Genomic DNA, 21,239 nt, shown 5'->3' with positions numbered 1-21,239 from the left:
CGGCTGCTGCTGGCCCCACTGCCCGGCGGCCGGCGGCTGACCCCACTCGGGCAGCGTCGGGTCGATGGGTGGCGGGCCGCCCGGGGTGCCGGGTGGGCGCTGGTAGGGGTCCTCCGGCTGCGCGGGTGATCCGTAGGTCGTCATCTCTTCCTCAGGGGTGCGGGTGGATCAGGGGTGCGTGGTCCAGGGTGCGGTGCTCAGGGGGTGCGGATGGTGCCGTGCGCGGCGCTCAGCGCTGCTTCAGGCAGAGCACGAAGTCGAGGGTGTCCAGCTCGCTGTCGAAGAAGTACCAGTTGGTGTAGCCGTCGACCTTCGCGCACTTCGCGGCGGCGTCCTTCTCGCCGCTGGTCGCCCCGTCGATGCGGCGCAGCACCTCGTACGTCTGCGGGGCACAGTCGCTGATCAGCAGCTTGGGCTTGCCGCCGGCGGGGCCGTCGTTGCGGACGCACTGGCCCGCCTTCACGAAGCGCGGATCGGCCGAGGACTCGGGGGCGGGCGGCGTGCCCGGGGCGGCGGTGGCCGCGCCCGTCGTCGGCGTCGGCAGGTCGGTCTTCGCCGCGGGTGCGGGCTCGCTCGGCGTGGCGACCGGCGTGTCGTCGCCCTGCCCGAGCAGGTAGAGCACGGCGGCGCCGCCGACGACCAGCAGGGCCACCGTCGCCAGCACCGCGACGACCGGACCAGCCCGCCCGCGCCGGCGCTGCGGGGGCGGGGGCGGGGCGGGGCTTCCCGCGTACGGGGCCTCCCCGCCGCCCCACCCGCCGGCCGGCCGGCCGTACGACTCGTCGGGGCGTCGCCCGTGCCACGGGTCCGGGTCCCCGTGACCCGGTGCTCCGTAGTTCGCCATGCACGCCTCCCGTGCGAGTGGTGAGAGGCCGGCCACCAACGAGGGACGCCGACGCCGAGGTCACCGTAGCGTGTCCACCGATGAGCCCACCTCCACCGAGTGCACCGCCGCCGGCCGACGCTGGCACCCGAACGGGCCCGGGGGCCGGGACCGTTCGTACGGCTGCCGCCAGGCCGGCGCTGCTCTGGACCGCCCTGCTGCTGGTCTACGTCCTCTGGGGCTCCACCTACCTGGGCATCCGGATCGCGGTGGAGTCCATGCCGCCGCTCGGTTCCGCCGCCGCCCGGTTCGCCGCCGCCGCCCTGGTGCTGGCGATCGTGCTCCGGGTGCGGCGGGGGCGGGGCGCGCTGCGGGTCGACCGCCGGCAACTCGCCTCGGCAGCGCTGGTCGGCGTGCTCCTGCTGGCCGGCGGCAACGGGCTGGTGGTGCTCGCCGAAACCGGGCCGCCGGGGGTCGCGGTGCCCTCGGGGATCGCCGCGCTGCTGGTGGCCACCGTTCCGCTGCTGGTGGTGCTGCTGCGTACGGTCACCGGTGACCGACCCCGGTCGTGGACGCTGGCCGGGGTGACGCTGGGCTTCGTCGGGCTGGTGCTACTGGTGCTGCCGACCGGCGGGACGGGTGCCGTGCCGCTCGCCGGGGCGTCGACCGTGGTCGTCGGCGCCACCTGCTGGTCGGTCGGCTCCTTCCTCTCCGGGCGCCTCCGGATGCCCGCCGATCCGTTCGTCGCCACCGTCTACGAGATGCTCGCCGGGGCGGCGGCACTCGCCGTTCTCTCGGTGGGCCGGGGCGAGCTGCGCGGCTTCGACCCGGGCACGGTGACGACCCGGTCGTGGCTCGCGCTCGCGTACCTGACGGTGGCCGGCTCGCTGGTGGCGTTCACCGCGTACGTCTGGCTGCTGCACCACGCCCCGATCTCGCTGGCCTCCACGTACGCCTACGTCAACCCGGTGGTCGCGGTGGCGCTCGGCGCGTTGTTCGTGGCCGAGCCGGTCACCGCGCGGGTGGTGCTCGGCGGCGCGGTCATCGTCGCCGGGGTGGCCCTCGTGGTGAGCACCGAGAGACCGCGACGTCCCGCACCGGGGACCGTGCCGGAGCCGTCGCGGCGGTAGCGTCCGCAGCGTGTCGACGGGGCTGCTGGCGTGCGTGACGCTGCTCGGCGCCATGGCCGGCCTCGCCGCTCCCCGGGCCGCCCGTCACTTCACCGCCCCGCCCGCCGCAGGTGTCGTCAGGGCCGTGCCGGGTGCGGCCGCTGGGGCGGTCGTGTTCGCCGGGCTCGCGGCGGCGCTGGGGGCCGACCCCGTCCTGCCCGTCCTCCTCGTGCTGGCAGCGGTCGGGCTGGTGCTCGCCCTGGTCGACCTGGCCTGCCTACGGCTGCCCGACCCGCTGGTCGGCGCCGCCGCGCTGGTCGCCGCCGTCGGCCTGGCCGGCGCGGCGCTGGGCTCCGGCAGCCCCGGGCGGCTGCTCGGGGCGGCGGCCGGGGCCGCGCTCTGCTTCGCCTGCCACGTGGTGCTGGCGGTGCTGCCCGGTTCCCGGCTGGGCTTCGGCGACGTGAAGCTCGCCGCCGTCCTGGGCCTGCCGCTCGGCTGGCTCGGCGGCTCGTCCGTGGCGCTCGGGCTGCTCCTGCCGCACCTGCTGCACGGCGCGGTGGTGCTCGCCCTGCTGGCCGCCGGCAGGGTGCGCCGCGACACCCCGCTCCCGCTGGGCCCGGCCCTGCTCACCGGCGCCTGGCTGGCCGCCCTGACCGCCTGAGGCCGTCGCGCGGGTACCGGGCCCGCTTGAGGCTGCCGCGCCGGTACCGGGCCGCCGCGCCGGTAGGTGCGCCGGGCCGCCCCGACCGCCTGAGCGTTCATCCGCGCCACCCCGGACCGGGGCCCGGAAGGGCCTACGGCCCGAGCGCGGGTGGCTCAGATCAGGCGGAGCTGGCGGTCGCGGGGGCGGCGGGGCTCGGCCTCGCCGAAGCGCTCGAACAGGCCCGGGTCGATGGCGTCGAGGAACGGCGTCGGGCGGCACTCGCGTTCGGTGCCGTGTCTGGTGCGACGGGCGGCGTGGGTGACGTACAGCCGGTCCTGGGCGCGGGTCAGCCCGACGAAGAAGAGCCGCCGCTCCTCGGCGATCGCGTCGTCGTCGGGCGTGCTGCCGGGCCAGCGCAGCGGGAGCAGCCCGTCCTCGGCGCCGACCAGGAAGACCACCGGGAACTCCAGCCCCTTGGCGGCGTGCAGGGTGAGCAGGATGACCGCCTCGGCGCGGGGGTCGAGCGCGTCGACCTCCGCGCCGGTGGCGAGCTGGGAGAGGAACAGCGGCAGGTCGTCGCCGCAGCGGCGGGCCAGCGGGGTGAGCAGGTCGACGGCCGAGCGGACGTCCTCCGGGCGTACCGCGCCGGAGCCGTCCAGCGTGGGCACCGCGAAGCGCTCCGCCAGCACCTGACCGGCCAGCCGGACCCGGGCGGCCAGCGAACCGTCGAGCCCGTCGGCGTGGCGCAGCTCGCGGGCGATGGCGGACACCCCGGGCCGGTCCCGCAGCCGGTCGTGCGAGCGCTTCTGCACGGGGACGTTCGCCCGGGCGAGGGCGTCCACGATCGGTGCGGCCTGGGCGTCGGTGCGGTAGAGCACCGCGATGTCGGAGAACGACAGCGAGGTGGACCGGCCGTCGATCCGCCCCGAGTCCAGCGACCGGTGGGAGAGGCCGCCGACCAGCTCGTCGATGGTGCGTACGACGAAGTCGGCCTCGTCGGCGACGGAGGCCGCCGGGTAGCGACCCACCAGCGGGGCCTCCGGGTCGAGCCGGGCCGGGTCGAGCCGGCGGCCCCGCACCAGCGACGACGGCGCGATGGCCTGCACGGCGGCGGCCAGGATGGGCGCGGAGGACCGATAGTTGCGGTTCAGCCGGACCAGCCGGGCGTCGGTGAAGTCCTGCGAGAAGCGCAGGAAGTAGCCGACGTCGGCGCCGCGGAAGGAGTAGATCGCCTGGTCCGGGTCGCCGATCGCGCAGAGGTTGCCGTCGGCGGGGCTGAGCAGGCGCAGCAGCTCGTACTGCACCTCGTCGACGTCCTGGTACTCGTCGACGAAGATCCAGCGCCAGCGCTCCCGGTACCGCTGCACCAGCTTCTTGTCGGCCTTCAGCAGCGCGACCGGCAGGGTCAGCAGCTCGTCCAGGTCCACCAGGTCCTGCTTGCGCAGCAGCGCCGCGTAGGCGGTGTCGTCGTCGCCGGCCTCGGCGCGGGCCTCCGCCCGCTGGGCGTCGTCGGCGATCCGGAAGTCCGCCGGCAGGCCGACGGCGTCGGCGTTCTCCCGCAGGATCGTCAGGCCCAGCGAGTGGAAGGTGCCGACGGTGACGTCCTCGGCGACCGGGCCGAGCAGGCCGTCGAGGCGGTGCCGCAGCTCCTCGGCGGCCCGTCGGGTGAACGTGATCGCCAGGCACTGCTCGGGGAAGACGTTCAGCTCCGCGCAGAGGTAGGCGATCCGGTGGGTCAACGTCCGGGTCTTGCCGGTGCCCGGCCCGGCCACGATGAGCAGCGGACCGCCCGGCGCGGAGGCGGCCACGCGCTGCATGGCGTCCAGGCGGTCCAGCAGGCCGGTGCCGACCTCCTCCATCCCGGCGAGCATCGGCTCGAACGGCTCGTGCGGTGAGGGCGTCGGCGCGATCGGGGGCGGCGGCGCGGGCGGCGCGGCCTTGCGCTTGGGCTCGGCCCTGGCCGCCGTCGGCCGCTTGGCCCGGGGCTTCGGCGCCGGCTCCGCGGGGGTGCGCTGCGCCGGCACGGGTACGTCGAAGAGGGTCTCCTGCGCCGTACCGGCGTCGCCGCCCAGCTCGGCCGGGTCGAAGAGGGTGATGACGCCGTACTCGCCGTCGTAGCCGGGGACGCGGCGCACGTCGCCCCGGCGCAGCCGGCCGATGCCCTCGGCGAGCAGTTCCCCGCCGACGCGGCCGATCTCGTCGAGCGGCGTGGTGGTGAGGATCTCCAGCTCGGGGCCGAGCGCGGCGATCAGCTCGTTCAGCTTCCCCTCGACCCGCTTGGACCGGGCGCCCACCTTGTTGAGCTCGCCGAGGATCTCGGCCAGCGGCACCAGGTGGGTGACGTCGCGGGCGTGCGCGGGGCGGTGCCCCGACGGGCGGTCGGCCAGCTCCTCGACCCGGCTGAGCACGCCGACGGTCAGCGGCTTGCCGCACTCCGGGCAGCGGCCGTCGGCGGCCCGGGTCTGCTCGGGCGACCAGTTGACCCCGCAGAGGCGGTGCCCGTCCGCGTGGTACTTGCCCTCCTCGGGGAAGAACTCGATGGTCCCGGCCAGCCCGTCGCCCGTACGCAGGGCGTCCCGGATGGCGAAGTAGTCGCGGGCGGTGGCGAAGACGGTGGCCTCCCGGGCCAGCGCCGGCGGCGAGTGCGCGTCGGAGTTGGACACCAGTCGGTAGCCGTCCAGGCTGCCGACGCGCCAGTTCATCGCGGGGTCGGAGGAGAGGCCGGTCTCCACCGCGAAGATGTGCTCGGCGAGGTCGGCGTAGCAGTCGGCGATCGCGTCGAAGCCCGACTTGGAGCCCAGCGCGGAGAACCACGGGGTCCAGATGTGCGCCGGCACCAGGTAGCCGTCCGCGCTGGCCTCCAGCGTGATCTCCAGCAGGTCCCGGGAGTCCAGGCCGAGGATCGGCCGCCCGTCCGAGCCGAGGTTGCCGATCCGCCCGAGCGCGGCGTTGAACCGGGCCACCGCGTCCAGGTCGGGCAGGTAGATCAGGTGGTGCACCTTGCGGGTGCGGTCGTCCCGCTTGTAGATCGTGGAGATCTCCACGCTGAGCATGAACCGGACCGGGTCCGCCTCCGCCTCGCTGGCCAGCCGGGGCGGCAGCCGCCGGGCGATGTCCCGCTCCGTCTCCGGGCTGAGCCGGTGCAGGCCGGGCTCGGCCGGGTGCAGCGTCTCGCGGAGGTGGTCGTACCAGGCGGGGTGGGTGAAGTCGCCGGTGCCGAGCACCCCGATGCCCTTGCGCCGTGCCCACCAGCCGAGGTTGGGCAGGGTCAGGTCGCGGCTGCACGCGCGCGAGTACTTCGAGTGGATGTGCAGATCCGCGACGAACGGCGAAGGGCCGCCGGGGGGTGCGGGACTGAACGGAGGCACGCCGCATCCTGTCACGACCGCGCCATTACCCACCCGTCGCCACGCACACCCGTGACCTGAGCATCCGGTGCTGGACAACGCCGGCCGCCCGCGCTATGGGTCAGCGGGAGCGCAGCTCCACCAGGGTGATCTGGGGTTCGGCGCCGACGCGCACCGGCGGGCCCCAGAAGCCGGCGCCGTTGGTGACGTAGACCTTGGTGCCGTCGACCTCGCCCAGGCCGGAGACCACCGGCTGCTGGAGCTTCACCAGCAGGTTGAACGGGACCATCTGGCCGCCGTGGGTGTGCCCGGAGAGCTGGAGGTCGACGCCGAACTTCGCCGCCTCGACCGCCGCCACCGGCTGGTGGGCGAGCAGCACCACGGGGCGGTTCGGGTCGCGGTCGCCGAGCGCCGCCGCGTAGTCCGCCGGAGCGGCCAGGCCGGTGCCGGCGGCCGTGACGTCGTTCACCCCGGCCAGGTCGAGTACGCCGCCCCGGGCCTGGATCTCCGTCCGCTCGTTCTGCATGACCCGCAGGCCGAGGCGGTCCAGCTCCTGGACCCACTCCTCGACGCCCGAGTAGTACTCGTGGTTGCCGGTGACGAAGTAGCTGCCGTGCCGGGACCGCAGCCTGCGCAGCGGCTCGGCGGCCTCGCCCAGCTCCGCGACCGAGCCGTCGACCAGGTCGCCGACGACGGCGACGATGTCGGCGTCCAGGCGGTTGATCGCGGCGACGATCCGCTCGGTGTGCGCCCGGCCGCGCAGCGGGCCGAGGTGGATGTCGGAGACGGTGGCGATCCGCAGGCCGTCCATGCTGCGGGGGAGCTTGGCCAGCGGGATCTGCACCCGGTCGAGCTGCGGCGGGCCGAGGGCGGTGCGGATGCCGTACCCCGTGAGACCGGTCGCCGTGAGCCCGGCGAAGATCGCCGCCCCACGGGCGAGCAGCAACCGGCGGGCCGGGTCGTGGTCGGGCTGCCCGACGGCGGCGGCGGCCGGCGGGTCGGCCGCCGTGCCCACCGTGGAGGGCTCGGGCGCGGCGGCGACCATGGCGGGCTCGGGCGCGGCGGCGGTGGGTTCCGCGGCGGCGACCTGGCGACGCAGCACGAGCTTCGTCACCGCCATCGGCACTTCCAGCGCCACGAGCAGGACGAGCAGGTAGAACATGACGGCGAGCCAGAGGTAGCCCGGCCACGCGAGCCAGTAGAGGCCCGCCTGGGTGCCGACCATGGTCGCCGGTACGAGCAGCGCGAGCACCAGGGCGGTGATTCCGCCGATCCGCCGCCAGCGCCCCGGGGTGGTGGTGTCCCGCACCAGGCGCTTCCACAGGTAGAGGTGGATCAGGCCGGTGACCAGCCCTATGGTGGCGACGAACGCCAGTGCCGCCAGCATGTGTGCGCCTCCCTCAGCCGCCCGCGAAGGGCGGCAGGACGTCGATGGTGGCCCCGGCCGGTAGCGGTGCCCGCCGATCATGACAGGTCACGCCGTCGACGAGGAAACTCGCCACCTTCAGCACGGCGGCGAGCCGTTCGCCGTGCCGTTCGGTCAACTCGACGAGGAGTTCGTCCAGGGACCGGCCGCCGGATGCGGTCTCCTCGGACCGACCGGCGGCGGCCCGCGCCCCGGCGAAGTAGCGGACGGTCACCGGTGCCCCGGCGCCGGCCGCCCCGGCGTGTTCTGCCACGGTCAGCCTCCGATCGCGGACATCGGCCGGGCGGGCTGGAGGAAGGCAGGGTCGTCGATGCCGTGCCCGGCCCGTTTTCCCCACATCGCGGTGCGCCAGCGCCGGGCCAGCTCGTCGTCGTCCGCTCCGGCCCGCAGGGCGCCGCGCAGGTCGGACTCCTCGGTGGCGAAGAGGCAGGCGCGGACCTGCCCGTCGGCGGTGAGCCGGGTGCGGTCGCAGTCGCCGCAGAACGGCCGGGTGACGCTGGCGATCACGCCGACCCGGGCGGGGCCGCCGCCGACCAGCCAGGTCTCGGCCGGCGCCGCGCCGCGCTCCGCCGGGTCGGGGGTCAGGTCGAACTCCCCGCGCAGGGAGGCCAGGATCTCGTCAGCGGTGATCATGGTGTCGCGGTTCCAACCGTGCTGGGCGTCCAGCGGCATCTGCTCGATGAACCGCAGCTCGTAGCCGTGCGCGAGGGCGAAGCGGAGCAGCAGTGGCGCCTCGTCGTCGTTGATGCCGCGCATCAGCACCGAATTGATCTTGACGGGGGTGAGTCCGGCGGCGGCGGCCCCGGCCAGCCCGGCGAGCACGTCCGACAGGCGGGGGCGCCGGGTCAGCCGGGCGAACCGCTCCGCATCCAGGGTGTCCAGCGAGACGTTCACCCGGTCCAGCCCGGCGGCGCGCAGCGCGGGGGCGAGCCGGTCCAGCCCGATGCCGTTGGTCGTCAGCGAGATCCGGGGGCGCGGCTCCAGCGCCGCCACGGCGGCCACGATGCCGACGAGACCGGGCCGGATCAGCGGCTCCCCGCCGGTGAACCGCACCTCGGTCACGCCGAGCAGGCGCACCGCGACCCCGACCAGCCGGGCGATCTCGTCGTCGCCGAGCAGTTGCGGGCCGGGCAGCCAGGCCAGCCCCTCGGCCGGCATGCAGTAGGTGCAGCGCAGGTTGCACTTGTCGGTCAGGGAGACGCGCAGGTCCCGGGCGACGCGGCCGTACCGGTCGGCGAGGACGCCGGCGGTCGGCGGGGCGGCGGTCACCCGTCGACGGTAGCGCGCCCGAGCCCGGCCAGCGCCGACCGGGCGGTACGGGCGACCGCATCGCGGTACGCCCCACCGAACAGGGCGGCGTGCACCAGCATCAGGTGGAGCTGGTGCAGCGGCACCCGCTCCCGCCACCCGTCGGCCAGCGGCCACTCCTGCGCGTACGCGGCGAGGATCCGGTCGAGGTGCGGCGCGCCCCCGAAGAGAGCCAGCTGAGCCAGGTCGGTCTCCCGGTGCCCGCCGTGCGCCGCCGGGTCGACCAGCCAGACCCGGTCGTCCGCGCCCCAGAGCGCGTTGCCCGGCCAGAGGTCGCCGTGGACCCGGGCCGGCGGCTCGTCCCCGCCGAACTCGCCGATCCGCTCGACGACCTGCTCGACCAGCACGGCCTCGACGTCGGTGAGCCCGCCGCCGGCCACCGCACGGCGCAGGTGGGGCAGCAGCCGGCACCGGGCGAACCAGCGCGACCAGGGGCCGTCGTCCGGCCTGTTGTCCTGCGGGAGGGACCCGACGAAGCCGGCCCAGTCGGCCCCGAACGCGGGCGCGCCGGCCCGATGCAGGGCCGCCAGCTCGCGACCGAACCGCTCGGCCGCCTCGGGTGTGGGCTCGCCGGGCTCGATCCACTCCAGCGCGAGCAGCCCGGGCAGCGCCACGACCACCTCCGGTACGGCGACCGTCCCGGCCTCGCGCAGCCACCGCAGGCCGGCGGCCTCGGCGGCGAAGAAGCCCTCGGGCACCGGTCCTCCGGCGGTCTCCGGCCAGGTCTTGGCGAAGACCGAGTGCCCGTCGTCCAGCGTGAGCCGGGACGCGGCGCAGATGTCGCCGCCGGCGACGGGCGTCTCCCGGATCCGCTGGTGGGTCAGGAAGGTCGGCAGGTGCTCCGGGTGCGCCCGCAGGTACGCCAGATCCATCTGGGCAAGGTAACCCCTCCCGCCGGCCGTACGGGTGCCGGCCGCACGATGTCGCCTGCCCTCGGGGCTCGGTGCGCGGCGTGCCCGCCGGGGCTGGCGTTTGCAGGACGAGAATTGGCTTGAGCTGCATAGATACTCTCCGTGTCTGTGGACAACCCGCGTGTCGTCCACAGGGGCCAGCGGCCGCCCCGCCCCCGCCGCAGGCTGCCAGCCATGACCCCGACCGACCGCCCCCGACTCGCCGTCCGTTCCCCCGCCGACCTCATCGCCGCCGTGCCCTTCCTGCTCGGCTTCCACCCGACCGACAGCGTCGTCGTGGTGGCGATGCGGGGCCGCCGGATCACCTTCGCCGCCCGCGCGGACCTGCCTGACCTCGCCGACCCGCGGGACCCCGCCGGCCACCTCGCCGGCGTCGTCGCCCGGCAGCACGCCGAGACCGCCACGGTCCTCGGCTACGGTCCGGCGCCGCTGGTCACCCCGGCGGTCGACGCCGTGCGCGCCGCGCTCACCACCGCCGGGCTCCCCGTGCTCGACGCCCTGCGCGTCACCGAGGGCCGCTACTGGTCGTACCTCTGCACAGAGCCGGCGTGCTGCCCGCCCGACGGCACCCCCTACGACGCCGGCGCGAGCGAGGTCAGCGCGGCGGCCGTCTTCGCCGGCCAGGTCGCGCTGCCCGACCGCGCCGCCCTGGTCGCGCAGGTCGCCCCGGTGACCGGTCAGGCCCGTTCGGCCGTACGCCGGGCCACCGCCCGCGCCGAGCGACGCCTCGCCGCCCTGCTCGACCGGGAGCCCACGACCGACCCGCGCGGCGGGCGGGCGGTCCGCGCGGCGGGGACGGCGGCCGTACGATCCGCGCTGCGCCGGCAGCGGCGGGGGCAGCGCCTCAGCGACGACGAGGTCGCCTGGCTGAGCGTGCTGCTGACCCACGTGCCGGTACGCGACCACGCCTGGGAGCGCACCGACGGACGGGACGAGGACATCGCCCTCTGGACCGACGTGCTGCGCCGGGCCGAGCCGGAGCTGATCGCCGTGCCGGCCGCGCTGCTGGCGTTCGCGGCCTGGCGGGCGGGGCAGGGTGCGCTGGCGGCCGTGGCCCTGGAACGGGCCCTGGCCGAGCACCCCGGCCACTCGATGGCGTTGCTCCTCGACGACCTGCTGCGCCGGGGCGTGCCGCCGTCGGAGCTGGACGGCTGGCCGGCGGTGGGAACGCCCGGGGTGCTACGCCGCCGACGCCGCCGACGTGGCCCCCGCTGACTCCCGCCAGAGCGTCCCGAGCGCGGCGCCGACTCCCGTCAGAGCATCCCGAGCGCGGCGCCGATGACGGCCTGAGCGGTGCGGCTGAGCTCCTCACCCTTGGCGTCGGTCCCGGTGATCGAGTACTGCGTCCGGAACCGGCCGTCGCGGGTGGACGCCACGCCGGTCAGGTAGCCGAACCGGGAGCCCGTCTTGATCCACAGGACTTCGCCTCCGGGCAGCGGGAACGCGGTGAGCCCGGCGCTGTAGCGGGCCGGACCACCGGAGACGTCGGGGACGGCGGGCAGGGTGAACATCTCGGCCAGCTGGGCCGGCGGCACGACCCGGCCGGCGAAGAGCGCGGTGACGAAAGTGTCGAGGTCGGCGAGGCTGGAGATGACGTTGCCGGAGGCCGGGGTGAAGGTCTGGCTCTAGGTCGTGGCGTCCACCAGCTCGGTGGCTCCGTCGCGTACGACGGCCTGGTATCCGTGTGCGTGCGGACCGAGGATGCGCGGGTCGTCGCCGGGGGCGTACGTGTCCCGCAGGCGGAGCGGGCGGGCGATCCGCCGGTCCAGCTCCCGCGCGTACGCGTGGCCGGTGACCTTCTCCACCAGCAGGCCGGCGACGATGTAGCCCATGTTGGTGTAGTGCTGCTTCGTCCCGGGTTCGAACTGCCTGGGGTTGCGCAGGCCGAGTCGCACGATCTGCTCCGGGGTCCACCTGTCGTACCGGTGCGCGAGCTGCCACTCGATGCCGTCCGGCATGGTCGGGCTGGGGATGCCGTTGGTGTGGTCGAGCAGTTGGCGGACGGTGACGGTCGGGTAATCGGCGGGCAGCAGCCCGGGCAGGTGACGCTGCACCGAATCGGCTAGGTCGATGCGGCCCTCGGCGACCAGTTGCAGCACCAGCGCGGCGGTGAAGACCTTGGTGACGCTGCCGATCCGGAAGCGTGCGTGCGGCGGCACGGCGGCCTGACTGCGCAGGTCCCGGACACCGGTGGCGCCGGTCCAGCAGCCGTCCGGGGTGATGATCCGGACCTGGGCGCTGGTGGCGTCGGAGTTGGGTAATCCGGCGATCGCCTGTCGGAGTGGGCCGGGGTCGAGGGTGCCGGGGCGGCAGTCGGCGGCGGAGCGGGCCGGGGGTGCGGCGGTGACCGCGCCGGGGGCCACGACGGTCAGCACGGTGGCGAGCGCCGTCGCGACGAGGGCGGTCCGGCCGTTCATGATTGTCATGACGTCGAGCCTTGTCTCCCGGTGCCGGCCGGGCATCGGGGAGATTCCCCTGGCGCACCCGGATCGGACGACCGGGGAGAACCCGGTCATCCGTGGCGGCGGCCCGACCTCGGCGACACCGACGTGGCAGGCGAGCGTGGCCGGGCGGCAGACCAGGTCCGGCGACGTCCTGTCACACCCCGTCCTCCTCGCGCGTGGCCCGCTGTCGGTAGGCGCTCAGGGAGAGGCCGAGCACCGACCGGAACTCGTTGGCGAGGTGGGCGTGGTCGCTGTAGCCGAGGTCGGCGGCGACCGCGGCCAGGGTCGTGTCCGGGTCGGTACGCAGGCGTTCGGCCGCCTCCTGTAGCCGACGCCGACGGATCATCGTCGACGGCGGCAGCCCGACGTACCGTCCCGCGAGCCGCTGCAACGAGCGGGCGGACAGGCGCACGCGTACGGCGGCATCCTCGACCGTCCGGATCGTCGGATCCGTGTCGATGGCCTCGGCCATCGCGTTGGCCAGCAGCGCCTCGTCGTTCGGCGGTGGGACCGCCTCGCTGAGCCATCCCGCGAAGGCGTCGACGGCCCGGCGGTGCCGGGCCTGCCGCTCGCCCGGCCCGGTCATCTCGCGGTGCACCCGCTCGTGCAGGACGGGCAGGTCCACGGCCTCGTAACGGTCCCGCAGGGCCGCCGGGTCCGCGACGAGATGGGGTACGGCCGCCGGCCGCAGCAGGGCGCCGACCGCCCAGCCGGTACCGGTGAGGTCACGGTACGAACTGCCGGTCGTCGGCCCGGAGATGCCGACCGCGTCCGGTTCGACGACGAGGTTGCAGGCGGGAAAGGCGATCAGCTGCTGCCGGGAGGACCGCCCCGGCTGGATCTGCCACTCCGGGATCCAGAACCACCGCACCAGCTGCCGCACCGCGTCCGGCGGCGGGAGCCGGTCGAACGTGGGCAGCCGCGCCGGGTAGAGGACACCCCGTGGGCTCGCCGCACCCGGGTCGGCCGCCTGGCGCGAATCTTCAAGCCGGCCCACGCCCGCCATTCCTACGATCGGTCACATGACTGCAACGAGCCGAGCCGCCGACGGTGAGCACACCACGAACGGTACGCCGCACGGCGCCACCAGCCTGACCCCCTTCCTGGCGATCCCTGACGCACGCGGCGCCATCGACTTCTACCGGGACATCTTCGGCGCCCGGGTGGTCGACGTGACCGAGATGGGCGGAGCCGTGGCCCACGCCGTCCTCGACTTCGGCCACGGGCTGCTGCAACTCGGGGAGCCGATGCCCGACTACGGCCTCGTCGCGGCACCCGAAGGGGACCAGGACTGCTACTCGATGGGCCTCTACTGCCCGGACGTGGACGCCGTCGTCGCCCGGGCCGAGGCGGCCGGCGCCGTCGTCCGTGAGGCGCCGTCCACCTTCGTGTCCGGCGACCGGTTCGCCAGCATCAGGGACCCCTTCGGCGTACGGTGGTCGGTCATGACCCGGGTGGAGGACCTCTCCGAGAAGGAGAGCGCGCGACGGGTCGCCGAATGGGCCGAGCAGCAGAACCAGGCGAGCTGACACGGGGCAACAGCGCCGGCCGCTCGCGTGATGTCCAGCCGCCTGCGACCGCGTGGACGAACGTCACTTCCTCAGCGTGCGTACCGCGGTCGACGACATCGCGGCCAGTTCGGGCTGCGCGGGCAGGAACACCGTGGGGACACCGAGCGACTCGTTCATCGCGGCGAGCCGGTACTCGCTCTGAAGGTCGGTGGTGTTGCGCAAGCCGCGGACGATCACCCCCACCCCTTGGCGCCGGCAGTAGGCGGAGGTCAGCCCGCTCCAGGCCGCGACGCTGACGGAGGTCCACCCCGCCGGCAGGATGGCACGGACCGCAGCCGCTCGCTCCTCTTCGTCGGTGCCTGGATTCTTGAGGCTGTTGACCGCGACGAGCACGACCACCTCGTCGAAGAGGCGGCGTGCCCGGTCCACCACGTTCAGATGCCCGGGAGTGAAGGGGTCGAAGCTGCCGGGGTAGACCGCTCGCACGCCTCTGCCGGTGCCCATGGCCCGACTGTAGGCGTCGGCCATGCCCTGAGCAGAATCGCTCGCCTCCCGCTCCGTGCTGCGGGCAGGCTGTCGAGATGAGAGCGAGCTTCAGCGGTGAGGTGGCGACGTACTACGCGAGGCACCGGCGGGGTTACCCGCCCGAGGTGCTCGATGCCCTCGTCGGAGCGTTCGGCCTCGACGCCGACGACACGGTGGTCGACCTCGGCTGCGGCACCGGCCAGTTGAGCCTCCCGCTCGCCGCCCGGGTCGGGGCCGTCGTCGGCGTGGACCCGGAGCCGGACATGCTGGTTCTGGCCCGCCAGGCCGCCCTCGACGCCGCGACGGTCAACTCCACGTGGCTGCTCGGCAGCGACAGTGACCTGCCCGCGCTGGGTCGGCTACTCGGCGAACGGACGATCGGCGCGCTGACCGCCGCCGTCGCCATCCACTTCATGGACCGCGACGCGCTGTTCAGGGCCGCCCGGCCGCTGCTGCGTCCCGGCGGCGGCGTCGCCGTCGTCACCAACGGGGCGCCGCTGTGGCTCCAGGACGCCGATTGGTCCAGGGCGCTGCGCGAATGCCTGGAACGGCTGCTCGGGCACCCCGTCACAGCTACCTGCCAGACCGACGAGGCCGGCCGCCTACGCAACCGGGACGCCCTCGTTCGCGTCGGCTACCGGTACGCGGAGACGTCGGTGCGGTACGACGCGCCGCTCACCGTCGATGACATGGTCGGCGGCGTCTTCTCCGCAATGTCCGCCGATCGGCTGCCCTCCACGCAAGGCCGGACCGCGTTCGCCGCAGAGGTCCGCGACGCCCTCGGCGGACGCGACGAGGTCACCGAGCGGGTCCGCGTCTGGCTCCAGTTCGGTACGCCCGACTGAGAGCCGCGCCTCTCTCAGCTACAGCCTCCCCTTGCCACACCCCGCCGGCAGCGGAGCGCGCCCCGATTGGTCAGGCCCGCTCGGCCAGCTCGGCGACGAACGCGCGCCACGCCGCCGGGGCGAAGGCGCTGGACCACGCCACGACACCGGCCGGGCTGACCGCCCGCTTCACCGCCTGGGCCCGCCCGCGCTGACCACCGCCGAAGGCACCGCCCCCGGGAACGCAACTACCGGGAGGACCGCCCCCCCGGGAACGCCACTACCGGAGCGACGGCACGGCGTCCGTCGAAAGATGTAGGGGACGTTCGTTCCACGGGGCGAGTCGGCGGGTACGACGCCGGCACAGAATGGTTCCGTGCCCCAACCCACCGCAAGCACCGCATGAGCGTCGGACTGCTGCTGACGCTCGCCGGCCTGGCCCTGGTCGACAGCACGAGCATCGGCACGCTCTTCATCCCCGTCTGGCTGCTGCTCGCACCCGGGCCGGTCAACGCCCGCCGGATCCTCGGCTACCTCGGCACCATCGTCGTCTTCTACTTCGGCGTCGGGCTGCTGCTCGCCCTCGGTGGCAGCCGGCTGGCCGACGTCCTCGGCGGGGCGATGGACAACCGGCCGGTGCTCTGGGCCCAACTCGTCCTCGGGGTCGGGCTGTTCGTGCTGAGCTTCCGGTACGACGGCAAGCGGCGTCCGCGCGGCGGAGGTGTGCTGCGCTGGCGGGACCGGGCCACCGCCGGCGACTCCTCGGCGCGGTGGCTGGTGGGGCTGGCGCTGCTCGCCGCGCTCGCGGAGGTGGCCACGATGCTGCCGTACCTCGGCGCGGTCGGCCTGCTGACCACCTCGGGTCTCGGCGCGGCCGAGATGGTGGGGCTGCTCGCCGGCTACTGCCTGGTCATGGTGCTGCCGGCCGTGCTGCTGCTGGCGGCCCGGGTGACCCTGCCGAGGCTGATCGAGCCGGTGCTGGCCCGGCTCAACGCCTGGATCATGCGGACCTCCGGCAGCATGCTCGGCTGGATCCTCGGCATCGCCGGCTTCCTGCTGGCCCGCGACGCCGCGTTCCGGCTGGGGCTGTTCGACTAGGGGCGCATTTCAGTGGCACGAGGCCTGGCGAACCACTGCCGCCGGAACGCTGATACCTGTGGGGCATGAATATGCCTGTGTGGTATCGAGACGACAGGACCACACCGCCGGCGCCGAGCCCCTGCACACGACGCGGGGATCAGGTGGTCACGCGGTCGGGGCGGGCGTAGACGTTCATCGCGTCGCCGCGCAGGAAGCCGACCAGGGTCAGCCCGGCCTCCTCGGCCAGCTCCACCGCCAGGGTGCTCGGCGCGGAGACCGCCGCGAGCAACGGCACGCCCGCCATCCACGCCTTCTGGGTCAGCTCGAAGCTGGCCCGCCCCGAGACCAGCAGGACGTGCCCGGCCAGCGGTAGCCGCCGCTCGCGGACCGCCCAGCCGACCACCTTGTCGACGGCGTTGTGTCGGCCCACGTCCTCCCGCAGCATCACCAGGTCGCCGTCGGCGGTGAACAGACCCGCCGCGTGCAGGCCGCCCGTGCGGTCGAAGCCGCGCTGCGCCGCGCGCAGCCGGTCCGGCAGCGCCGTCAGGACCGCCGCCGGCACGGTCAGCGGGTCGTCGCCCACCGCGAAGACCGATCGGGTACGCACGGCGTCGATGCTCGCCTTGCCGCACACCCCGCAGGAGCTGGTGGTGTAGAAGTTCCGCGCCGGATCGACGGCGGGTTCGGGCACGCCGGGCGACAGCACCACGTCCACCACGTTGTACGTGTTGGGTGTCTCCGCGCCGGCGCAGAGCTGCGCGGTGCGTACGTCGTCGGCGGTGCGGATCAGCCCCTCGGTCAGCAGGAAGCCGATCGCCAGGTCGAGATCGTCGCCGGGCGTACGCATGGTCACCGCGAGCGGCCGTCGCCGCCCGGGGCCGGCCGCACCGACCCGGATCTCCAGCGGTTCCTCCACGGCCAGGCTGTCCTGCCGGCGTACCGAGGTGCGGCCGGTGGTCGCCGCGTCGAGGTCGATGCGGAGCACGCCGCGCCGGTCAGTCGCCCGTCCCATCCCGCCATCCTGCACCCCGGCCCGGGCCGCCGCGCAGCTACCGTGGCCGGGTGGACGCGTACGCGGCGGTGGTGCTGGCGGGCGGGGCCGCGCGGCGGATGGGGGGCGTCGACAAGCCGGCCCGGACGGTCGGCGGCCTGCCCATGCGGGAGCGTGTGCTCGCGGCGGTCGCCGACGCCGCGCCGCGCATCCTGGTCGGCCCGTCCGGACCGGTGCCCGCGGGGGTGCGGCTGACCCGGGAGGATCCGCCGGGCGGCGGTCCCGTCGCCGCCGCCGCGGCCGGGCTGGCCCTGCTCGACCCCGGTACGCCGGTGGTCGCCCTGCTCGCCGCCGACCTGCCCCTGCTCACCCGCGCGGCGGTCGGGGAGCTGCTCGACCACCTCGACGCCGGCCACGACGGCGCCTGCTACGTCGACGCCGACGGCCGGCGGCAGACCCTCTGCGGCGTGTGGCGGGTGGCCCCGCTGCGCGCCGCCCTGGACCGCCTCGCCACCGAGCGCGCCCTCAGGCCCGCCAGGCCCGCCGAGGTCGCCACCAGGCCCGATGAGGCCGCCCCCGGGCCCCCCGACGGGGGTGCGGGGCGCGCTGGCGGGCACCTCGGCAGCTTCGTCGCGTCGCTGGCCGGGGCACCGATCAGGGCGCTGCTCGCCGGGCTGCGGGTGCGCGAGGTGCCGTGGGCCGGTGGTGGCCCGCCGCCCTGGTTCGACTGCGACACTGACGAGGACGTACGCCGGGCGGAGGAGTGGACGCGATGACGGTCATGGACGACTGGGTGACGGCGGCCTGCGCCGAGCTGGACCTCGACCCCGCCCAGGTGCCGGTGCCGGCCGTGCTCGACCTGGCCAAGGACGTGGCGCACCAGGTGCTGCGCCCGGGCGCGCCCGTCAGCGCGTACCTTCTCGGGCTCGCGGTCGGGCGGGGCGCGGACCCGGCCGGCGCCGCGGCCCGGCTCAGCGCGCTGGCCGCCCAGTGGCCGGTGGGGCTCGACGCCGAGCGTCCGGGCGGGACATCCGCCTGACCTCCGCTGTCCGATCACGGTCGGGCTGATTCGCCTCCCCCTTCCCGTGGGTAGGGTGACCTTGACGGACGGAGGCGATCATGACGGCAGACCACCCCTCGGCGCCGAGCGGCGACTCGCCCGGCACCCTGCCGGCGCACCACGAGCCGATCCTGCTCGACGAGCCCAGCACGGCCGACCTGCGGGCCAAGGTCACCCAGGCCTGGCACGAGTTCGCCCGCGCGCTGGCCGGGCGGTTGGCGGCGCTGCCCACGGGCACGCACGTGGAGCTGACCCTCGACCCGACGGCCTCCGGCACCGGCGACGCGGTCTACTCGGTCAGCATCGACGTGCGCGAGGAGGGCCAGTTGGCCGCCCGCGCGGTCGGCAACGCGACCCTGCCGGAGGGCTACCGGCTCGACCGGGCCGCCGTGGCGGACATGATCGCGCTCGGCTGGTCGCCGCCCGGCGTGGTGCCGGGCTCCGGGGAGTACTTCGGGCTGGACAGCGGCACCGCCGAGGCCACCCGGCTGGCGGCCCTGCTCACCCGCACGCTGCGCGACGTCTACGGCGCCCCGCACCCCGCCTTCCTCGTCTATCTCATCCACGACGCCGAGGGCGAAGCGCTGCCGGTGGAGCCGCTGGGCACCGCGCGCAGCGAGTTCGGCCCCGACCGCAACGTGGAGGCCGACCTGGACGAGGCGCTCGCGGCGGCCGCCGCCGCCCAGGCGCCCGAGCACGACACTGCCGCGCTCGCCGAGCAGGTCCGCACCGTCGTCTCGACCATGCTCAAGTCGGAGCCGGACCGGTTGCAGGTCGACTCCGACGGCGACATCAACATCCGCGCCGGTTCGGCGATGGTCTTCGTCCGGGTCCGGGACAACCCGCCGCTGGTGGACGTCTTCTCCCCGGTGCTCACCGAGGTCGAGCCGACCGAGCGGCTCTACGTGAAGCTCTCCGAGCTGACCAACCGGATGCCGATCGGCCGGCTCTACTGCGCCGACGACACCGTGTGGGCGTCCATCCCCGTCTTCGGCCGCAACTTCCAGGCCACCCACCTCATGTTGGCGGTCCAGGTGATGACCGGGCTGGCGGACGAGCTGGACGACCGCCTGCACGGCGAGTTCGGCGGCAAGCGCTTCTTCGGCGAGGGCGACAAGCCCGTCAAGCGGGACCAGGGCGAACACCGCACCGGCATGTACCTCTGATCCACGCCCCGCCACCGGTGGGCGACGGGGTGGAGCCCGGACCGGTGGTGGCGGGTGGAGCCCGGAACCCCGAGAAACCGGGCCCCACCCGCCGGGGAGGGAGGATCAGGTCACGGGGAGCCAGTCGAGGTTCCGGGCGGTGGCCGGGTCGGTGGCCCGCAGGCCGGCGGCGGAGACGGTCCAGAGCACGTCCCCGACCAGCAGCGACCGCAGCACCGGGCCCGACGCTCCGGTGTGGGAGACCGTGCCGACCTCACCGATGTCGGTCCCGGACACCCGCAGCAGGCGTACGTCGTCGCCGACCGGCAACGCCACCAGGCCCGTCTCCGGGTGGTGCAGGAAGGCGTGCGTGTCGTGCTCCAACGCGGAGTACGCCCTCGGCACGTGCCACTGGTCGAGTCGGCTCGGACGGGCCGGATCGCGGACGTCGAACAGCGACACCTGGAGCCCCTGCGTCCGCCCCCGCCGGTCGGCCTCCTGGCCCACCCCGAGCAGCCGGCCCTCCGGCAGGGGGTGCAGGTACGCCGAGTAACCGGTGATCTTCAGCTCGCCGGTGACCCGGGGCGCGGTCGGGTCGGTCAGGTCGACCGCGTAGAGCGGGTCGGTGAGCCGGAACGTGACCACGTACGCGGAGCCGCCGAGGAAGCGCACGGAGTAGATCCGCTCGCCGGGGCCGAGGCCGGTGACCGCGCCCGTGCGGACCAGCGCGCCCCCGTCGGGGCGCAGCACGTGGACGGCCGACTCGGAGGTGGGGCGGGCGCCCCACGTCTCGCCGGTGGTGGTGGCCACCCGCAGGTGCCCCTGCCACTCCGAGAGCGCGTACTGGTTGACGAGCGAGCCGGGCACCGAGCCGGAGGCCACGTAGCGGGGACGCCCGGGCGCGCCGGTGTCGAACCGGTGGATCTCGGTGACCTGCGGCCCGCGCCGCCGGACGCCCCCGCCGGGCGGGCCGGGCCGGGTCGTCTCCGGCCGTTCCCCGGCGAGGTAGAGGCTGGTCCCGGTGCCGTAGACGGTGGTCGCGTCGGCGGCGACGCTGACCGGATCGCCGTCACCGAGGCGGTCGCGGCCGAGGTCGAAGCTGAGCACCGTCAGCATCGTCGTGCCGGACCAGGCGGGCGGCCGGCTCAGCCGGTCGCAGCCGACCCGGCCGGCGTGCCGCTCCGCCCCGGCCGTCCACTCGTACGCGGGCAGCCACGCCTCCACCCCGGCGGCGGCGATCACCGCGCGGTTGGCGGCGGTCCGCGTCGCGTCGGTGCCCCGTTCGGCGTACGGGAAGGCCAGCCGGGGGCCGGTGCGGACCACGACGCGTGCGGTGGACCCGGTCTGCCGGGCGTCGATGAGGTTGCCGTCCATCCGGTAGGTGCCGAGCACCCGTGGCGTGCCCGCGAGGTCGACCAGGATCAGGCGCGGGGTGGTGCGGGGCCGCCCGCCACGGGTCGCCGGCTGCATCTCCGGGCCGACCTGCGTCAGCACCAGCGCCCGGTCGCCGTGCAGCAGCAGGCTGGCCTGTTCCCCCCAGCTCAGCTCCGGCATCGTCCGCGTGAGGTCGAGGCGGCCGGTCTCCCGCCGGGCGGCCGGGTCCACCACCCGCAGGACGCCCCGGGTGACGGTCACGATCCGCCGCCCGTCGGTCTTGACGAGGTCCGGCTCGTCGGCGCCGGCCTCGTGCACGTTGGTCGTGGAGTGCTCCTGCGCGGGCTGGGCGGACTGGACCGACGCCCGGGACCCGGATGCGCCCTTCGCGGCCGCGCTGAAGGCGGCCCCCGTACGCCAGCCGTCACCGAAGCCCCACGGGCCGACGGAGGCCGTGGCGGCGGCGCGGAGCCCGGCCAGCGCCTCGGCGCAGGAGTCGTAGGAGACCAGAACGGGCGCGGCCGTCGGCTGCCTGGGGCCCGGTGGATCGGGCGGCACCGCCGGGATCGCGCTGCCGCCGAGCAGGGTGAGGGCGGCCAGCGTGCCGACCGCGAAGATGGGGGCTCCCCGTGTCATGGGCGGTTCGACGCGCCCGGCCGCCGGGCGGTTCCGGCCTTCCTCCGCCCTTCCGCGCCGCTTCTCCCGGGGTGCCGTCTCG

Annotated in this window: 21 protein-coding genes; 9 read left to right on the top strand and 12 right to left on the bottom strand. The window is 75.1% G+C overall.

Translation table 11 applies throughout. The features are described from left to right. Positions 1-229: 229 nt before the first annotated feature. Entirely contained in the window at positions 230-844 is a 615-nt protein-coding gene (locus CLT72_RS22115; RefSeq protein ID WP_101413409.1) for an LppU/SCO3897 family protein, read from the bottom strand. Between the two features lie 80 nt (positions 845-924). Between CLT72_RS22115 and CLT72_RS22110 the strand changes: the two genes are divergently transcribed. Continuing rightward, positions 925-1,953, top strand: coding sequence for an EamA family transporter (locus CLT72_RS22110; protein WP_199184622.1), 1,029 nt, complete (start codon positions 925-927; stop codon positions 1,951-1,953). A 10-nt stretch (positions 1,954-1,963) separates the two neighbouring features. Then, the gene (locus CLT72_RS22105; RefSeq protein ID WP_101413408.1) at positions 1,964-2,593 is read left to right on the top strand and encodes a prepilin peptidase; all 630 of its coding nucleotides are present in this window, start codon (positions 1,964-1,966) and stop codon (positions 2,591-2,593) included. 155 nt (positions 2,594-2,748) lie between these two features. Here CLT72_RS22105 and CLT72_RS22100 read toward each other — a convergent pair whose 3' ends face one another. From CLT72_RS22100 to CLT72_RS22080, 5 genes are all read right to left on the bottom strand, one after another. Then, a complete protein-coding gene (locus CLT72_RS22100) occupies positions 2,749-5,943 on the bottom strand; it encodes a UvrD-helicase domain-containing protein (RefSeq protein ID WP_101413407.1) in 3,195 nt (1,064 codons plus the stop codon). 100 nt (positions 5,944-6,043) lie between these two features. Next, a complete protein-coding gene (locus CLT72_RS22095; RefSeq protein WP_101413406.1) occupies positions 6,044-7,309 on the bottom strand; it encodes a metallophosphoesterase in 1,266 nt (421 codons plus the stop codon). Positions 7,310-7,322: 13 nt separating this feature from the next. After that, complete coding sequence (locus CLT72_RS22090) at positions 7,323-7,601, bottom strand: MoaD/ThiS family protein (protein WP_101413405.1); 279 nt, start codon at positions 7,599-7,601, stop codon at positions 7,323-7,325. 2 nt (positions 7,602-7,603) lie between these two features. Further along, positions 7,604-8,617, bottom strand: a complete 1,014-nt coding sequence (gene moaA / locus CLT72_RS22085; protein ID WP_101413404.1) for a GTP 3',8-cyclase MoaA — start codon at positions 8,615-8,617, stop codon at positions 7,604-7,606. After that, complete coding sequence (locus tag CLT72_RS22080; RefSeq protein WP_101413403.1) at positions 8,614-9,528, bottom strand: fructosamine kinase family protein; 915 nt, start codon at positions 9,526-9,528, stop codon at positions 8,614-8,616. The genes moaA and CLT72_RS22080 overlap by 4 nt, the downstream gene beginning before the upstream one ends. 213 nt (positions 9,529-9,741) lie before the next feature. On the opposite strand from CLT72_RS22080, the gene CLT72_RS22075 reads away from it, so the two are divergent. Beyond that, a complete protein-coding gene (locus CLT72_RS22075; RefSeq protein WP_101413402.1) occupies positions 9,742-10,782 on the top strand; it encodes a DUF4192 domain-containing protein in 1,041 nt (346 codons plus the stop codon). 38 nt (positions 10,783-10,820) lie between these two features. On the opposite strand, the gene CLT72_RS32380 is transcribed toward CLT72_RS22075, so the two are convergent. From CLT72_RS32380 to CLT72_RS22065, 3 genes are all read right to left on the bottom strand, one after another. Further along, entirely contained in the window at positions 10,821-11,102 is a 282-nt protein-coding gene (locus tag CLT72_RS32380; protein WP_199184621.1) for a hypothetical protein, read from the bottom strand. 90 nt (positions 11,103-11,192) lie between these two features. After that, positions 11,193-11,993 carry a serine hydrolase domain-containing protein gene (locus tag CLT72_RS22070; RefSeq protein WP_199184620.1) on the bottom strand — a complete coding sequence of 267 codons (801 nt, stop codon included), beginning with the start codon at positions 11,991-11,993 and terminating at the stop codon, positions 11,193-11,195. A 172-nt stretch (positions 11,994-12,165) separates the two neighbouring features. Beyond that, positions 12,166-13,008: a helix-turn-helix domain-containing protein gene (locus CLT72_RS22065; RefSeq protein WP_486484307.1), complete on the bottom strand. Its 843-nt coding sequence runs from the start codon at positions 13,006-13,008 to the stop codon at positions 12,166-12,168. A gap of 25 nt (positions 13,009-13,033) precedes the next feature. Between CLT72_RS22065 and CLT72_RS22060 the strand changes: the two genes are divergently transcribed. After that, entirely contained in the window at positions 13,034-13,540 is a 507-nt protein-coding gene (locus tag CLT72_RS22060; RefSeq protein ID WP_101413401.1) for a VOC family protein, read from the top strand. A 63-nt stretch (positions 13,541-13,603) separates the two neighbouring features. Here the strand turns inward: CLT72_RS22060 and coaD are convergent, their stop codons facing one another. Then, complete coding sequence (gene coaD, locus CLT72_RS22055; RefSeq protein WP_101413400.1) at positions 13,604-14,050, bottom strand: pantetheine-phosphate adenylyltransferase; 447 nt, start codon at positions 14,048-14,050, stop codon at positions 13,604-13,606. A gap of 53 nt (positions 14,051-14,103) precedes the next feature. Between coaD and CLT72_RS22050 the strand changes: the two genes are divergently transcribed. Then, positions 14,104-14,892 carry a class I SAM-dependent methyltransferase gene (locus CLT72_RS22050; protein WP_101413399.1) on the top strand — a complete coding sequence of 263 codons (789 nt, stop codon included), beginning with the start codon at positions 14,104-14,106 and terminating at the stop codon, positions 14,890-14,892. Between the two features lie 381 nt (positions 14,893-15,273). Beyond that, positions 15,274-15,969 carry a GAP family protein gene (locus tag CLT72_RS22045; RefSeq protein ID WP_101413398.1) on the top strand — a complete coding sequence of 232 codons (696 nt, stop codon included), beginning with the start codon at positions 15,274-15,276 and terminating at the stop codon, positions 15,967-15,969. A gap of 139 nt (positions 15,970-16,108) precedes the next feature. Here CLT72_RS22045 and fdhD read toward each other — a convergent pair whose 3' ends face one another. After that, a complete protein-coding gene (gene fdhD, locus CLT72_RS22040) occupies positions 16,109-16,963 on the bottom strand; it encodes a formate dehydrogenase accessory sulfurtransferase FdhD (protein ID WP_101413397.1) in 855 nt (284 codons plus the stop codon). A 50-nt stretch (positions 16,964-17,013) separates the two neighbouring features. Here fdhD and mobA point away from each other — a divergent pair, with 50 nt between their 5' ends. From mobA to CLT72_RS22025, 3 genes are all read left to right on the top strand, one after another. After that, on the top strand, positions 17,014-17,718 hold the full coding sequence (gene mobA, locus CLT72_RS22035) for a molybdenum cofactor guanylyltransferase (RefSeq protein ID WP_101413396.1): 705 nt from the start codon (positions 17,014-17,016) through the stop codon (positions 17,716-17,718). Next, complete coding sequence (locus CLT72_RS22030; protein WP_101415319.1) at positions 17,715-17,981, top strand: DUF6457 domain-containing protein; 267 nt, start codon at positions 17,715-17,717, stop codon at positions 17,979-17,981. Before mobA ends, CLT72_RS22030 begins: the two co-directional genes overlap by 4 nt. An 80-nt stretch (positions 17,982-18,061) precedes the next feature. Further along, a complete protein-coding gene (locus CLT72_RS22025; protein WP_101413395.1) occupies positions 18,062-19,168 on the top strand; it encodes a T3SS (YopN, CesT) and YbjN peptide-binding chaperone 1 in 1,107 nt (368 codons plus the stop codon). 105 nt (positions 19,169-19,273) lie between these two features. On the opposite strand, the gene CLT72_RS22020 is transcribed toward CLT72_RS22025, so the two are convergent. After that, a complete protein-coding gene (locus CLT72_RS22020; protein WP_101413394.1) occupies positions 19,274-21,157 on the bottom strand; it encodes a beta-propeller domain-containing protein in 1,884 nt (627 codons plus the stop codon). Between the last annotated feature and the right edge of the window lie 82 nt (positions 21,158-21,239).

This window comes from Micromonospora sp. CNZ309, assembly GCF_002846525.1.
Note: the sequence above shows the minus strand (reverse complement) of the source record. Positions and strands in the feature narration are given on the sequence as shown.

What these genes read in the sequence shown, in the direction of transcription:
- CLT72_RS22115 (WP_101413409.1), bottom strand. Translation starts at nt 844, where the DNA reads ATGGCGAACTACGGAGCACCGGGTCACGGGGACCCGGACCCGTGGCAC.
- CLT72_RS22110 (WP_199184622.1), top strand. Translation starts at nt 925, where the DNA reads ATGAGCCCACCTCCACCGAGTGCACCGCCGCCGGCCGACGCTGGCACC.
- CLT72_RS22095 (WP_101413406.1), bottom strand. Translation starts at nt 7,309, where the DNA reads ATGCTGGCGGCACTGGCGTTCGTCGCCACCATAGGGCTGGTCACCGGC.
- CLT72_RS22080 (WP_101413403.1), bottom strand. Translation starts at nt 9,528, where the DNA reads ATGGATCTGGCGTACCTGCGGGCGCACCCGGAGCACCTGCCGACCTTC.
- CLT72_RS22075 (WP_101413402.1), top strand. Translation starts at nt 9,742, where the DNA reads ATGACCCCGACCGACCGCCCCCGACTCGCCGTCCGTTCCCCCGCCGAC.
- CLT72_RS22070 (WP_199184620.1), bottom strand. Translation starts at nt 11,993, where the DNA reads ATGACAATCATGAACGGCCGGACCGCCCTCGTCGCGACGGCGCTCGCC.
- CLT72_RS22060 (WP_101413401.1), top strand. Translation starts at nt 13,034, where the DNA reads ATGACTGCAACGAGCCGAGCCGCCGACGGTGAGCACACCACGAACGGT.
- coaD (WP_101413400.1), bottom strand. Translation starts at nt 14,050, where the DNA reads ATGGCCGACGCCTACAGTCGGGCCATGGGCACCGGCAGAGGCGTGCGA.
- CLT72_RS22050 (WP_101413399.1), top strand. Translation starts at nt 14,104, where the DNA reads ATGAGAGCGAGCTTCAGCGGTGAGGTGGCGACGTACTACGCGAGGCAC.
- CLT72_RS22045 (WP_101413398.1), top strand. Translation starts at nt 15,274, where the DNA reads ATGAGCGTCGGACTGCTGCTGACGCTCGCCGGCCTGGCCCTGGTCGAC.
- fdhD (WP_101413397.1), bottom strand. Translation starts at nt 16,963, where the DNA reads ATGGGACGGGCGACTGACCGGCGCGGCGTGCTCCGCATCGACCTCGAC.
- CLT72_RS22030 (WP_101415319.1), top strand. Translation starts at nt 17,715, where the DNA reads ATGACGGTCATGGACGACTGGGTGACGGCGGCCTGCGCCGAGCTGGAC.
- CLT72_RS22025 (WP_101413395.1), top strand. Translation starts at nt 18,062, where the DNA reads ATGACGGCAGACCACCCCTCGGCGCCGAGCGGCGACTCGCCCGGCACC.
- CLT72_RS22020 (WP_101413394.1), bottom strand. Translation starts at nt 21,157, where the DNA reads ATGACACGGGGAGCCCCCATCTTCGCGGTCGGCACGCTGGCCGCCCTC.